The 13,357-nt window shown below is 71.2% G+C and carries 11 protein-coding genes; 8 read left to right on the forward strand and 3 right to left on the reverse strand.

From position 1 onward, the window contains the following. The first annotated feature begins 129 nt into the window (after positions 1-129). From V5F74_RS22840 to V5F74_RS22870, 7 genes are all read left to right on the forward strand, one after another. Positions 130-1,173, forward strand: a complete 1,044-nt coding sequence (locus V5F74_RS22840; RefSeq protein ID WP_029556030.1) for a flagellin N-terminal helical domain-containing protein — start codon at positions 130-132, stop codon at positions 1,171-1,173. Between the two features lie 439 nt (positions 1,174-1,612). Then, positions 1,613-3,280 carry a flagellar basal-body MS-ring/collar protein FliF gene (gene fliF / locus V5F74_RS22845; protein WP_394010080.1) on the forward strand — a complete coding sequence of 556 codons (1,668 nt, stop codon included), beginning with the start codon at positions 1,613-1,615 and terminating at the stop codon, positions 3,278-3,280. After that, positions 3,277-3,942 (forward strand): hypothetical protein, encoded by a 666-nt coding sequence (locus V5F74_RS22850; RefSeq protein ID WP_394010081.1) that lies wholly within the window; start codon positions 3,277-3,279, stop codon positions 3,940-3,942. Before fliF ends, V5F74_RS22850 begins: the two co-directional genes overlap by 4 nt. A 12-nt stretch (positions 3,943-3,954) precedes the next feature. Further along, positions 3,955-5,106 (forward strand): flagellar motor protein MotB, encoded by a 1,152-nt coding sequence (locus V5F74_RS22855; protein WP_394010082.1) that lies wholly within the window; start codon positions 3,955-3,957, stop codon positions 5,104-5,106. A gap of 836 nt (positions 5,107-5,942) precedes the next feature. Then, the gene (locus V5F74_RS22860; protein WP_394010083.1) at positions 5,943-7,418 is read left to right on the forward strand and encodes a chemotaxis protein MotC; all 1,476 of its coding nucleotides are present in this window, start codon (positions 5,943-5,945) and stop codon (positions 7,416-7,418) included. Then, positions 7,415-8,854, forward strand: a complete 1,440-nt coding sequence (locus V5F74_RS22865; RefSeq protein WP_394010084.1) for a flagellar hook-length control protein FliK — start codon at positions 7,415-7,417, stop codon at positions 8,852-8,854. The genes V5F74_RS22860 and V5F74_RS22865 overlap by 4 nt, the downstream gene beginning before the upstream one ends. Next, positions 8,802-9,623, forward strand: a complete 822-nt coding sequence (locus tag V5F74_RS22870; protein WP_394010085.1) for a lytic transglycosylase domain-containing protein — start codon at positions 8,802-8,804, stop codon at positions 9,621-9,623. The genes V5F74_RS22865 and V5F74_RS22870 overlap by 53 nt, the downstream gene beginning before the upstream one ends. 54 nt (positions 9,624-9,677) lie before the next feature. Here the strand turns inward: V5F74_RS22870 and V5F74_RS22875 are convergent, their stop codons facing one another. Further along, a complete protein-coding gene (locus V5F74_RS22875) occupies positions 9,678-10,376 on the reverse strand; it encodes a protein phosphatase CheZ (protein ID WP_394010086.1) in 699 nt (232 codons plus the stop codon). Between the two features lie 183 nt (positions 10,377-10,559). Here V5F74_RS22875 and V5F74_RS22880 point away from each other — a divergent pair, with 183 nt between their 5' ends. Then, the gene (locus V5F74_RS22880; RefSeq protein WP_024276855.1) at positions 10,560-10,967 is read left to right on the forward strand and encodes a response regulator; all 408 of its coding nucleotides are present in this window, start codon (positions 10,560-10,562) and stop codon (positions 10,965-10,967) included. A gap of 198 nt (positions 10,968-11,165) precedes the next feature. Here V5F74_RS22880 and V5F74_RS22885 read toward each other — a convergent pair whose 3' ends face one another. Both V5F74_RS22885 and V5F74_RS22890 read right to left on the reverse strand, forming a co-directional pair. After that, positions 11,166-12,293 (reverse strand): CVNH domain-containing protein, encoded by a 1,128-nt coding sequence (locus tag V5F74_RS22885; RefSeq protein ID WP_394010087.1) that lies wholly within the window; start codon positions 12,291-12,293, stop codon positions 11,166-11,168. 74 nt (positions 12,294-12,367) lie between these two features. Then, positions 12,368-13,339: a CVNH domain-containing protein gene (locus V5F74_RS22890; protein ID WP_038192756.1), complete on the reverse strand. Its 972-nt coding sequence runs from the start codon at positions 13,337-13,339 to the stop codon at positions 12,368-12,370. Between the last annotated feature and the right edge of the window lie 18 nt (positions 13,340-13,357).

The following is a 13,357-nucleotide window of genomic DNA, read 5'->3' on the forward strand; positions in this document are numbered from 1 at the left end:
ATCTGATTGCGGTGCAATCAGATCGGCGCGTGATCTGCGGGCCGGCCACCAAAGGCATGATGCCGCCCTGCCATGCCGGTGCGAGCCCGGCATGTCCCCCTTCATTCCAAGTCACAGAGGGACATTCCCATGACCAGCCTGATCACCAACAACTCCGCCATGGTCGCCCTGCAGACCCTGCGGACGATCAACTCCAACCTCGACACCACCAACGCCCACGTCTCCACCGGCAAGCGGATCAACTCCGCCAACGACGGCGCGGCCTACTGGTCCATCGCCACCACCCTGACCTCCGACAACGGGGCGCTGGGCGCGGTGAAGGATGCCATGAGCCTCGACAAGAACTCGGTGGATGCGGCCTCCAGCGGCGTCAACGCGGTGGTCGCCTCGCTGGCGAAGATCAAGAACAACCTGACGGCCGCCCTCTCGCCGAACGTCGACCGGGCCAAGCTGCAGACGGAAATCTCGTCCTACGTCAGCGAGATCAAGACCACCGCCGACAACACCGTGATGAACGGCAGCAACTGGCTGTCGGTGGACACCAGCGCCTCGGGCTTCAACGGCACCAAGAACCTGCTGTCGTCCTTCTCGCGGACCGGCGAAACCGTGACGGTGGGCTCCACCTCCATCGACACCGGCTCGTTCACTGTCTACGACGCCTCCACCGCCGGCACCTCCACCGGCACGTCCACGACCCTCGACAAGGCCGTCACGGCCGTGGCGACGGCGGCGAACGTCACCGGCGGCGCCACCGTGACCGTGGACACGACCGCGGGCAGCCTCAAGGGCTTCATGGACACCAAGTACGTCATCGGCGGCACCGCCACGGCCGGCACCGAGTCCATCACGGACTTCGACGTGTCGGACCTCGGCAACACCGACGCGGACCTCGCGAAGATCCAGGCCTATGTGAAGGTCGTGGACGCCACCATGCAGCAGCTGCAGAATGGCGCCACCACGCTCGGCACCACCTCGACCCGGCTCGACTCGCAGCAGACCTTCGCCCAGAGCCTGATCGACCTCAACACCTCGTCCATCGGCACCCTCGTGGATGCCAACATGGAAGAGGAGTCGACCAAGCTGAAGGCCCTGCAGACGCAGCAGCAGCTCGCGGTGCAGTCCCTGTCCATCGCCAACAGCTCTTCGCAGAACGTGATGACCCTGTTCCGCTGATCGCGTCCCCCGCCGCGCCTCCGGGCGCGGCGGTCCGCGCGCCGGCGCCGCTCCCTCCCGCGGCTCTCCGGCGCGCCCTGAGTTTCTGCGTCCCCCCGACGCCCCCCTCGGCCACCTCCGCCCCCGGAGCGTGGCCATTTTTTTGCCCTCTCCCCTCGCGGGAGAGGGTGGATCGCGGCAAAGCCGCGAGACGGGTGAGGGTGCTGGCGCAGCACGAGCGGACGCGGGGATCGCGCCCGGCCTCACCCCTCACCCCCGCCCCCTCTCCCGCAAGGGGAGAGGGGAGACGCAGAGCCCCCGCAACGCCCATGCAAGTTTGACCGTCGAGATTGCCGCCCGAGGCACATGAGCGCGACCGGATCTTCCGGTTGGCGCGTGCCCGGTCCCTGTTCCCGGCCGCGCCCCGCGCGCGCCGGCCGCAATCAGACGAGATCCGCCGATGATCGGCAAAGAGCAGTTGGAGCAACTCTGGCGCAATCTGCGCGACCTCGGCGCGCGCCGCCTGATCGCGCTGGCGCTGATCGCCCTCACGGCGGTGGCTGCCGTGGCGCTCGGCGCCTGGTATCTCGGCCAGCCCGAGCGCGAGCCGCTCTATGCCAACCTCACCCGCGAGGACGTGAACCGCATCGGCGGCGCGCTGAAGGACGCGGGCATCCCGTTCGACGTGAATGCGGACGGCACCACCGTCCTCGTCTCCCATTCCGACACCGCCCGCGCCCGCATGCTGCTGGCGGTGAAGGGCCTGCCGCAGAGCGGCAACACCGGCTACGAATTGTTCAACGATGTCCGCGCCTTCGGCCTCACCTCCTTCATGCAGGAGGTGACGCGGGTGCGCGCGCTGGAGGGCGAGCTCGCCCGCACCATCCAGACCATGAAGGGCATCAAGGCGGCGCGCGTCCACATCGTCCTGCCCGAGCGCGGCTCGTTCCGCCGCGACCAGCAGAGCGCCTCCGCCTCCGTCGTCATCCGCACCGAGACGGCGGAGGACGCCTCCACCGCGCAGGCCATCCGCCATCTCGTCGCCGCCGCCATTCCCGGCCTGAAGATGGACCAGGTGACGGTGCTCAGCACCGAGGGCGCGGTGCTCTCCTCCAGCGAGGACGGCGCCAGCGCCGCCGCCGGCAAGAAGGCCATGCTCCAGCAGCAGGTGAGCCGCGAGACCGAGGAGAAGGTCCGCCGCACACTGGCCCCCTATCTCGGACTCGGCAATTTCGAGGTGCAGGTGTCGGCCCGCCTCGACACCGACCGCGTCACCACCTCCGAGACCACGTTCGATCCCGCCTCCAAGGTGGAGCGCTCCGTGCGGGTGGTGAAGGAGCTGGGCCAGAGCCAGAACAAGACCAAGCAGCCCAACACGTCCGTCCAGCAGAACATCCCCGGCCAGCAGCAGCAGGGCGACGGCGGCACGGATTCCAACGAGAACTCCTCCCGCCGCGAGGAGCTGACCAATTTCGAGGTCTCCACCCGCACCGTGCAGACCGTGCGCGAGGCCTTCGTGGTGCGCGGCCTGTCCATCGCCGTGCTGGTGAACAAGGAGCGCCTCATGGGCGCTGCCGGCGGCGCCGACGCCATTCCGGTGGAGCAGCAGCTCTACGAGGTGGAGCAGCTCGTCGCCTCCGCCTCCGGCTTCGAGAAAGAACGCGGCGACAAGCTGAAGGTCGCGGCGGTCTCCTTCGCCAATGGCGGGGCGGCGCTGGAGCCGGTGCCTCCGCTGCCATGGTCCGAGCTGCTGCTGCGGCAGGCCGGCACCATGATCAATGCCGTCACCATCCTCATCGTCGCCGGCCTGGTGATCTGGTTCGGCCTCAGGCCCGCCGTGCGCGCCATCCTCGCCCGCCCCGAGCGCGACGAGGTGGAGGATGCCGAGGCCATCGAGGCCGCCATGCTGGCAGGCGGCGCGCCGCTCGCTGCCGTCGCCGGCCCCTCCATGGTGCCGGGCGAGGGCGCAGCTGGCGAGCAGGCACCGGGCGCGCTGAGCCTGATCGAGGATCTCACCAGCCGCCTCAACCGCTCGCCGCAGAAGCGGCTGGAGCAGATCGTCGAGTTCGATGAGGAGCAGGTCGCCGCGATCCTGCGCCAGTGGCTGCATCAGGATGCCCGCGTATGAGCACCACCGCGCTTCTCAACCACCTGCCCCATTTCGGCGTCGCGCCGCGCGGACCTGCCAAAGGCTCCGCCCCGGTGAGCGCCGTGCCGCCCGTTCCCGCGATCACGCCCACGCCCGCCTTGCGCCCGCACGAGCAACCCGGCGCCGAGGCCCTCCGCGCGGCGGCCGAGGAGGCCCGCCGTGTGGCGCTGGAGGAGGCGTCCATCGCCCTCGCCGCCTGCGAGCAGCAGCTCGCCGATGCCGAGGCCGCCTTCGCCGCGCGCCTCGAAGAGGAGATCACCGAGGCCCGCGCCCGCTGGTGCGCCGAGGAAAGCGCGCGGCTGGCCGACCTCATCGGCACCGGCCTCGACACAGTGGAAGCGCGCCTCTCCGAAGCGATCGCCGCCGTGCTGCGCCCCTTCGTGAGCGGCGCCGCCCGCGCCCGCGCGCTCGACGAACTGGCCCGGCGGGTACGCGAGCTTCTGCGCGGCGGGGCGGCGGGACCTTCCATCACCATCACCGGCTCGGGCGACCTCGCGGCGGCGCTATCCGCGCGGCTCTCGGACGTGCAGGGCATCGTTCTCGCGGAAGGACCGGCGAGCGACCTTCGCATCACCTGCGACGACAGCGTGCTGGAAACCCAGCTCTCCGGCTGGGCGGCTACCGCCGCCCGCGGCAACTGAGGGGAACGCGCCATGTCCGGCAAGGAGCCCCACGGCGAGATCATCATCGTCAAGCGCCACGACGACGAGGAGCACGAACACCATTCGAGCGCCTGGAAGGTGGCGCATGCCGACTTCATGACGGCGATGATGGCCTTCTTCCTCATCATGTGGCTCATCAACGTCACCGACAAGGATACACGCAAGGCCATCGCCAACTACTTCAACCCGGTGGACCTCGCCTCCAGCATCACCGACGTGCGCGGGCTGAACGATCCCGAGGACACCAAGGCCAAAGGCACGTCTTCCGACGGCGACAAACAATCCAGCCTCAAGAACACCACGGGGCGCGAGACCGGCGCGGGCGATGACCGCCAGCAGGGCGACAAGGAGCGCGCCGCCTTCCGCGATCCTTATGCGGTGCTGAACAAGCTGGCCGGCGATGCCGACGCGCGCCAGGGCGGCACGCCCGACGCCGCCGTCGGCGATACCGGCTCGCCCGGCACGGGCGCCGGCGACGTGAACCGCGATCCGTTCGATCCCACCTATTGGCAGATGTCCACCGGCCGGCAAGCCCGCAATCCGCAGGCCAAGCCCTCCAAGGTGGACCAGCCCTCCGGCCGCCCGGACGCCACCACCGGCGCCGCGAAGCCGGGGGAGGCGGAGAAGGCTCAGGCCGAGAAGGCGCAAGCGGCCGCGGCGCAGGCCGCGGCCGCCGGCAAGGCGGCACGCGATCTGGAAAGCGAGCTGAAGCAGGTGGTCGCCGCCACCGTGGGCACGCCCGGCGCAGCACCGCGCGTGGATGTACGCGCCACGAAGGAAGGTCTCATCGTCGATCTCACCGACGATCTCGACTTCACCATGTTCCCGGTGGGCTCGGCGGTGCCGGACGCCCGCTTCGTACGGGCCATGGGTGAGATCGCCAAGAAGCTCGGCGCGCGGCCGGGCGAAATCGTCATTCGCGGCCACACCGATGCGCGGCCGTTCCGCTCCGACACCTACGACAACTGGCGGCTCTCCAGCGCGCGGGCGCACATGGCGCTCTACATGCTGGTGCGCGGCGGCCTGGACGAGAAGCGCGTGACCGCCATCGAGGGCCTCGCCGACCGCAATCTGAAGAACACTGCCGATCCCAACGCGCCGCAGAACCGGCGCATCGAGATCCTGCTGAAGGCGCCCTCATGACCCGGCCCGGCCTTCTCCTCCTCTTCGCCGGCGCCCTGCTGCTGCCCGGCGCCGCCCGCGCCGAGGACGACGCGGACCCATGGGACGGCCTGCGTGGCGAGACCGCCGCCCCCGCACGCCCCGCCACGGCCAGACCGGCGCCGACGAAGCCGGCCGCACCCAAGCCGGCCACAGCGAAGCCCGCGACGACGACCTCCGGGACCGCGACCCCGGGCACGCCAGCGGCTGCGGCGGCCAACGCCGACAAGCCGGCGCCGAAGCCTGTCGCGCCCAACACGGTCGCACCGAAGCCGGCACCGACGGCGGCCGCCCCCGCGCCAGCGCCGCCTGCCGCAGCTGCCGCCCCGCCCAAGTCCGCCGCGACGCAGAACGCGGCAGCCCCCTCCGGCACCGTGCCGAGGCCCCCCGCAGCCGAAGCAATGAACGGTACCGCCGCCCCGAAACCCGCTGCGCCGCCGCCGGCCCCCAAGCCCGCGTCATCCCCGGCACCGGCCGCGCGTCTGCCGGGCGCAACGTCCCCCGCGCCCCCGGTTGCGTCGGGAACATCCGTCCCGGCTGCGGCACCCAAGCCCACAGCAGCAACCCAACCGGCGGCGACAAAACCTTCAGTCCCATCGAATCCCGTCGCGGCAACCAAACCCGCGACGCTTCCCGTGACACCGCCCGCGACGCCACCTCAGCCCGCACCCAGACGGACGCCCGACACGGCGCCCGGACCGGCCCCACGTCCCGCCGTGGCGCCGTCCGTGTCCGCATCGGCGGTCTCCGCCTATGCCCCCCTTGGGCCTTTCCCTATGCCGCTGCCGCCCCGCCGTCCCCTGCCGTCCGAGCCAGCGGTGCCGATGGCACCTGCGCGGGCTCCGGCCGCTGCGCCGGCTCTAGCGCCGCCCCCCGTCGCGGCGGAGGCGGGCGGAATCCCGGCCGGGACGACGGCTCTCCCCCTCGCCGAGACGACCGGGGCCGGCACGCCCCCGGCTTCCGAGCCCATGGCGCCCATTCCCGAGCCCGTCCCGACCGCCGCTCCCGCCGCCCAAGCCGCAGCGGAATTGGCCGATGACGCCCATCCCGCGCCCGCGCCGGATCAGCCGGCTACCCACGCGGACGCATCCGCGCCCCACGCCACGTCCGCCGAGGCCGCCCCGCCCGCCGGCCGCACCGATATCTATCCCGTCACGCTGGTGCGCCGTCTCCAGCGGTTGCAGGATCTCATCGCCTCCGGCTCCACCGCCGGCATCGCCCAGCAGCGGGCGATGATCACCGAGATGGACGCAGCCTTCGGCGATGCCGATGCCTCCGTCTGGCAGGACCCGGCCAATGCCCGCGCGCTGGTGATGTATTTCCTCGGCGGCGGCAATCCGGCGGTGCTGCGCGGCATCATCCAGCGTGAGCCGCAGCCGAACATCGACGAGAAGCTGCTCACCGGCAGCCTGCTCTATCTGGAGGGCCGGGAGGAACCGGCCCTGCGCCAGCTCGGCGAGATCGACGCCCGCAAGTTGCCCAACGGCATCGGCGGGCAGATCGCCCTCGCCCAGGCGGCGCTCACCGTGCGTAGCGACCCGGCCAAGGCTTCGCGGCTGCTGGAGGTGGCGCGCCTCCTCATGCCCGGCACGCTGGTGGACGAGGCGGCCCTGCGCCGGGCCGTGCTGGTGGCGGCGCAGGCCGGCGACCTCGACCAGTTCGAGCGTCTGTCGGGGCAGTATTTCAGCCGTTTTCGCCATTCCGCCTATGCCGGCAACTTCCGCCAGCGCTTCGCCGCCGCCTTGAGCCGCATGAACGTGCTGGCGACGCCGGACGGCCTTTCACGGCTCGATGCCCTGCTCGCGCCCCTCGACGAAGAGGCCCGGCGCGAGGTGTTCCTGCTGGTGTCACGCTCGGCCATCGTGGAGGGCAAGACCGCGCTCGCCACCACCGCCGCCGAGCGGGCCATGGTGCTGGCCCCGGCCGCGAGTCGCGATGCCGAGCGCGCCCGCGTCTATCTGAGCGCCGCGCAAGCGGTGACGCCGGATCGCTACCAGGCGGCAGAGGCGGCGCTGAAGGCCATCGACCGCGCCCGCCTCGACCCCTCCGACCAGGCGCTGCTGGAGGCCGCGAGCCGCACCGCCGAGCTGATCCGCCGCGCCGATGAAGCACCTTCTCCGGCGCCTTCTCCGGCGCCTTCCCCCTCCCCCACGGCAACCCCGTCCGCTCCCGCGGTCGTCGCCAGCGCCCAGCCGGTGCGGACGGCGGGAACCGAGAAGCCCTCGGCGGCGCTGGCGAAGGCGCAGGCGAAGCTCGGGGAGATCGATACCCTGCTAAAGGATGCGCCGCGATGAGGACCGCCGACCTCGCCTTGGCGGCCTTCGCCCTGCCCCCCGACACCGGCGCCGGCCGCGAGCCCTTGCCGCAGGACGGCCCGCCCTTCGGCGACCTGCTTAGCCTGATGGAGGATGCCCGCCCGGCGCCCCGCCGCGAGGGGGAGGCGCTCCGCGACGATGCAACGGAGCCGCTCCCCGCCGAGCCCCTGCCCCGCCTCCCCACGGCGAGCCTCGACCGGCTGCTCGCGCGCTGCGAACGCCCCGCCCCGGAGCGCGGCGGGATCGACACCGCCCCCGCTCCGCGCCCCGTGCTGGTCCTGCCGCAGCAGGACACACGCCCCATCGACGCCATCGAGACCGAGGCCGAGCCGCCGTCCGACACGACCGCGCCCGAGACACCTCCCCAGCCGGCCGCCATGCCGCTCCTCGCGATATCGCTCGCGCCAATCACGGACGCGAGGGACATGCCGGCCCCGGACATCGCGCCCCGCGCTCAGGCGATGCCGGCTCCCGTTCCGCTGGCGGCACCGGCAGGGTCGGCGGACGCTCCGCCGCCGATGCAACTCGTGGTGCTGCGGCAGGAAACGCATTTCGCGCCGGTGCGCGCCTTCACCCAGCCCGCATCGGCATCTCTGCCGGTGGCGCCAGCCGACACGCAACGCGACGCGGCCACGAGCGAAGCGACAGGCGCACCCGCAGCGGACGCTCCTTCCCCGGACCTCGACCCGCACGACAACCGGATGCCGGTCCGGCCGCTCCCGCCGCGCGCCGCGCCCGACGACACCCAGGGCGACCCGCCCCAACTCCGTCGCATCGCCCCGGACCCGAGCCAGGCGCCCGCCCGGCCCACCGCGCCCGTGGCGGAGCCGCCGAAGCTCCAGCCCGCCCTCAAGGCGGAGGCAGCCCCCACGCTGCCCTTCGCCAGCCTTGCGCAGGTCGGCCGCGCCATCGCGGCGGAGGTGGCGCAGATCGATCCCGCTGCGGCGGGCGCCCCGGCCGGGGGCGCGATCGAGGTCCCGGAGAGCGCTGCCCGGACCGGCCCGGTGCGCGTGCTCGACATCGCGCTTTCACCGGAAACGCTGGGGCGGGTGGTGGTGCACATGCGCCTCACCCCGCACGGCCTCACCGTGCGCCTCAAGGCGGACAACCCGGCCACCGCCGAACTGCTCGCGGCCGACAAGGACCATCTCTCCGCCCTCCTCGGCTCGGCTGGGCTAACCGACGTGGAGCTGGACGTCGGCGGCCCCGTCCTGTCGCAACTCGATGCGCCGGTGCGCAGCCTTGCCGCGATGGAAGGCCCGCCCCCGCAAGAGAGCGCGGACGAGGGACAAGGCGGCGGGCGCGGCAGCACCGACCCCGGCCAGCAGGGTCGCAACGGCCGGCAGGACAGGACATTTCCCGATGACGACGCTGCGCCTTCTTTTGCTGACGAGCCTCGCGCTGGCCCCGGTTGAGGCGCGCTGCGGCGACGCATCCGCCGCGTTCGGCCCCCCCGTCGCCGACGAGACGGGGGATGTGGCGGCCGAACCTCAGCTTCCGATTTCCGCTCCCCCTGCGCCCGCACGGCCCATCTGGGGGGAGCGACGCCCGCCTGAGCCGCGGCAAGCGGCGTCCCAGAAGGCGGAGCCGGCTCCGTCCGTCTCAGGGCAGGCGACGGCTTCCCTCCCAAAGAAGGGCGCCGGCCGAAAGCCCGTCCCGCACGGCATCTGCGAGCGCGAGCTGGCGCGGGCGGCGGCGAAGTATCAGATTCCGTTGCAGATCCTTTACGCCGTCGCGCTCACCGAGAGCGGCACCGGCAGCGGCCTCCAGCCGCTGATGCTGCACATCGAGGGCAAGGATTATCTGCCCGCTTCGCTGCCCGAGGCCCTCGCCATGTTCCGTGCCGCCAACGATCGCGGCGTGAAGCTCATCGACATCGGCTGCATGCAGGTGAACTGGTACTGGCACCGGGAGGAATTCCGGACGCTGGAGGAGATCTTCGATCCGCGTCTCAACGTGGAGCAGGGCGCGCGCTTCCTGAAGGAGCTGCGCCAGCGGCACGGCAGCTGGACCATGGCGGTCGCGCGCTACAATGCCGGGCCGAAGAACACCGTGGGACAGCATCGCTATGTCTGCAAGGTGATGAAGAATCTCGTGGCCGCCGGGGTGGGTGATTGGACCGCCACCTCCGAGGCCTTCTGCGCCGCGCCGCCGGTGCCGCCGGAGGCTGCGCGTACCGAGTGAGGTCTGGCCGGGAGCAGGCGGGATGCGGACCGCACCCCGACTGCCCCACGCGCCTCAGGCGAACAGGCTGTCGATGTCGTCCTGAGAGACCACACCCACGTCGTGCGCCAGCGCCGGCCCGTTGAGGAGGGCCTCGTCGCCTTCGCGAGGGATGATGCGGGCGCCCTGGGCCACGAGATCGGCCCCGCCCCAGATATCGGTCATGCGCGCCACCCGTTCCTCGATGAACAGCAGCAGCTTCACCACCTTGCGGATGCGCTGGCCGGTGATGTCCTGGAAATTGCAGGCCTCGAAGATCTTGGTCGTCTCGTTCTGCATTTCGGTGGCGAGGTCCGCCGCATCGCCGGTGAGCAGGGCGTGCATCTGGATCATCAAGGCATCGACCCGCTCGGCGGAGGTGAGGATGGCTTCGGTCGCCTCCTCCGTGTCGGTGACGACCGCTTCCAGCTCGCTGGTGGCGCGCAGCAGCTTCTCGCCGCGCGCACCTTCGGCGTGCAGGCTCGCGATCTCGTGCTTGGTGTGCTGGATGGCATCCTGGATGGTCTCGATGCCGGCCCACAGCACGTTGCGGTCGCGCTCGCGATCGACGGCGGGATCGCGCGTCTTGAAGCGCGCGATCTCCTCGCGCACCTCGGCGAGCTCGCCGAAAATGCGACGCAGATGGTCGTCGAGGCCATCCACCGCGAAGAGGTCGACGGCGGCGCCGGCGGAACTCGGGGTCTCAATCCTGAAGGGTCGCCGGGCAGCCGACATTAGGGCCTCCTGAAACACGCTATGCTTTCCACTCTCCTATAAATCGTCCCAGATGATTGAGGAAGATGACCCCAATTCTTGGTGCAAGCCTCACACAAGCCCGGGACATCAGAACATCATTCGTCGTTGCGCTCGCCAAATATGGATGGAGCGTGTTCATCGTCCCCGTTTCTGGAGTGTGTCATGGGGGTTGATCTTGGGATGCCCGTCCTTGTGGTGGACGACTACAAGACCATGGTGCGCATCATCCGAAACCTTCTGAAGCAGATCGGCTTCGAGGATGTGGACGAGGCCTCCGATGGCACCGAGGCGCTGGCCAAGCTGAAGGAACGCAGCTACGGCCTCGTCATCTCGGACTGGAACATGGAGCCGATGACCGGCTACGAGCTGCTGAAGCAGGTGCGCGCCGACGGCGCCCTCGGCCAGATCCCGTTCATCATGGTGACGGCGGAAGCCAAGTCCGAGAACGTGATCGCCGCCAAGAAGGCCGGCGTCAGCAACTACATCGTCAAGCCGTTCAACGCCCAGACGCTGAAGGGCAAGATCGACGCGGTGTTCGAGAACCTTGGGGCCGAGGTGGCGGTCGACTGAGCCTTTTAGGCTCGCGATCCGGTCCGCCGGCCGCGCCGCGACGCCAATGGTCGCGGCCGGGATGGCCCCGGAGGTCGTTCACCACCCCGAAGGGATCGTCGACGACCAGGAGGGCCGACGGGCCTGAAGCGCGCTCCCCGCGCCAGACTGCGCGCGCCATGCAATCCAGTCCATGAGACCCGCCGGCGACCTGTCCTGCTACCGACAGGTCAGCCGGCCATTGTCGTTGGCGATGTCGCGGCCGGGGCTGCACCAGGAGACGGCGGTGGTGGCTTCGGACCAGCGGCCGTTGCGGTCCTGGCAGGAGGCCTTCAGCCATCCGGCCACCACGCGGATCTCGCGGCAGCTCGCCATGTAGGAGCCCGGCGGGGGACGGTCGCTGAAGCCGGACGAGCCGCCGCGCGAGCAGCGCAGGTCGCTGTTGTCGTTGTAGATGTCCGCCCCCTGCAGGCATTGCGAGAGCTGGAGCGGCACCGAGGTGCGCCACGTGCCGCCACGGTCCTGGCACATGGCGCGCAGGAAGCCGCCGCTCACCGTCACGTCCCGGCAGGTGGAGCGATAGGAGCCGTAGGGCGCGGGCGTGGTGTTCCATCCCGAGCCGGACGACGCGGAGGACGCGGAGGAGGCGCAGCGCAGGATGCCGTCGTCGTTCACCACCTCGCGATTGCTGCACCAGGAGAGATAGAGCGAGGAGGCGAGCCACGCGCCCCGGCGGCTGAGGCAATTGCCGCGCAGGGTGCCGGACTCGAGCGAGATGTCCCGGCAGGTCTCCTGATAGGAGCCGGGCGGGGGATAGTCGCCCGCATGCTGGGAGGTGAAGGAGCGGCAGGCGAGCCGGCCTTCCACATTGGCGATGTCGGCGCCCAGCGGGCAGCCGGTGAGGGAGAGGCCGGCCTCGCGCCAGTTGCCCCAGCCGTCGCGGCAGGTGGCCGAGAGCCAGCTGCCTTCAAGCCTCAGGTCACGGCAGGACGAGGTGTAGGTGCCGGCCGGCGGGCGCTGGACCACGGGCGGCGGGGCCGGCGGCTGGGGCCGGGGCGGCGGCGACGGGGCGAGCGTCCCGTAGAGCGATCCCGGAGCGGGCGTGTCCTTGCAGATGAGCTGGCCGTTGCGGTTGGCGATGTCGCCGTCGCAGGAGGGGAAGTCGTCGAGGCGCGCCACCACCCATTCCCCCGCGCGGGTGGCGCAGAAGGCGGCGAGATCGCGCCCCCAGCGCACCTGCACCTGCCGGCAGCTCTCCAGATAGCTACCGACCGGAATGTCGCCCGCCGCCGCGGCCGGCGTGGCGGACAGGCACAGCAGGGCTGCCGCCCAAACCCGGAAGTTCATCATGCGGCATCCTTCGCACGAGGATTGAGGATGAGGCGCAGCCCCGTGGGCGGCACCGAACTACCGCACCGAACCTAACGGCATGTCAGGCGCCCGTCCACATTGGCAATGTCGTGGGAGCCGCCCGAGCACCAGCTGGCGAAGGTGCTGCTGTCCTTCCACGTGCCCGATGTACTCTTGCACGAGGCCTTCAGCCAACCGGCGGACATGCTGATATTGCGGCAGGTGGCGCGGTAGGAGCCGGAGGGCAAGGCACTGCCGCCACCACTGCCGCCACCGCTTCCGCCGGTGCCACCCCAGCTTCCGCCGCCCCATTTGTGGTCATCCGGCACGGGCGAGCCTTCCGGCCGGCAGGTGAGGCTGCCGCCTTCATTGCGGATGTCGCGGCCGTGGCCGCACCAGGATGTGGCGAGCGTGGTGGGCACCCAGCTGCCGAAGCTGTTGCGGCAGGTGGCCCGGATGAGCCCGGCGGAATAGCTGATGTCGCGGCAGGACGCGCGGTAGGAGCCCGCCGGGGGCCGATCGCCGCTGAAGCCGGAGCCGCCGCAGGAGAGCCGTCCGTCCTCATAGACGATGCCCTTGCCGGGAATGCAGCCGGCCGGCATCAGGCTCGCATCCCGCCAGCCGCCCCAGTCGTCCCGGCAGGAGGCGCGCAGCCACGGGCCATCCATGCGGATGTTGCGGCAGGACGCCTTATAGGGGCCTGCGGGCACTTGCTGGAACGACGGCGTGGGCGAGGGGGCGATGCCGCCGGGGCCGAGGATGCCCCCGCCGCCGCCGGCCGCGCAGGTCAGCCGCCCGTCCACATTGGCGATATCGCCGCGGCAGGCGGGGAAATTGTCGAGGCGGGTCACCACATCCCGGCCGGCACGGTTCGGGCAGAAGGCCGCGAGGTCGTGCCCGAACCGCACCTGAACCTGCCGGCAGCTGCTGAGATAGCTGCCCGGAGGCACCGACTGCGCCGCGGCGGGCGAGAGGCCCGCCGCCAGCATCAATCCCAGTACCGCCAGCGCCCCGCCCAGCAGCCTGTCAAGCGCCCCCGCCATGGCATCACTCCCCGACCG

Source organism: Xanthobacter aminoxidans (genome assembly GCF_043193615.1).
GTDB lineage: Bacteria > Pseudomonadota > Alphaproteobacteria > Rhizobiales > Xanthobacteraceae > Xanthobacter > Xanthobacter aminoxidans.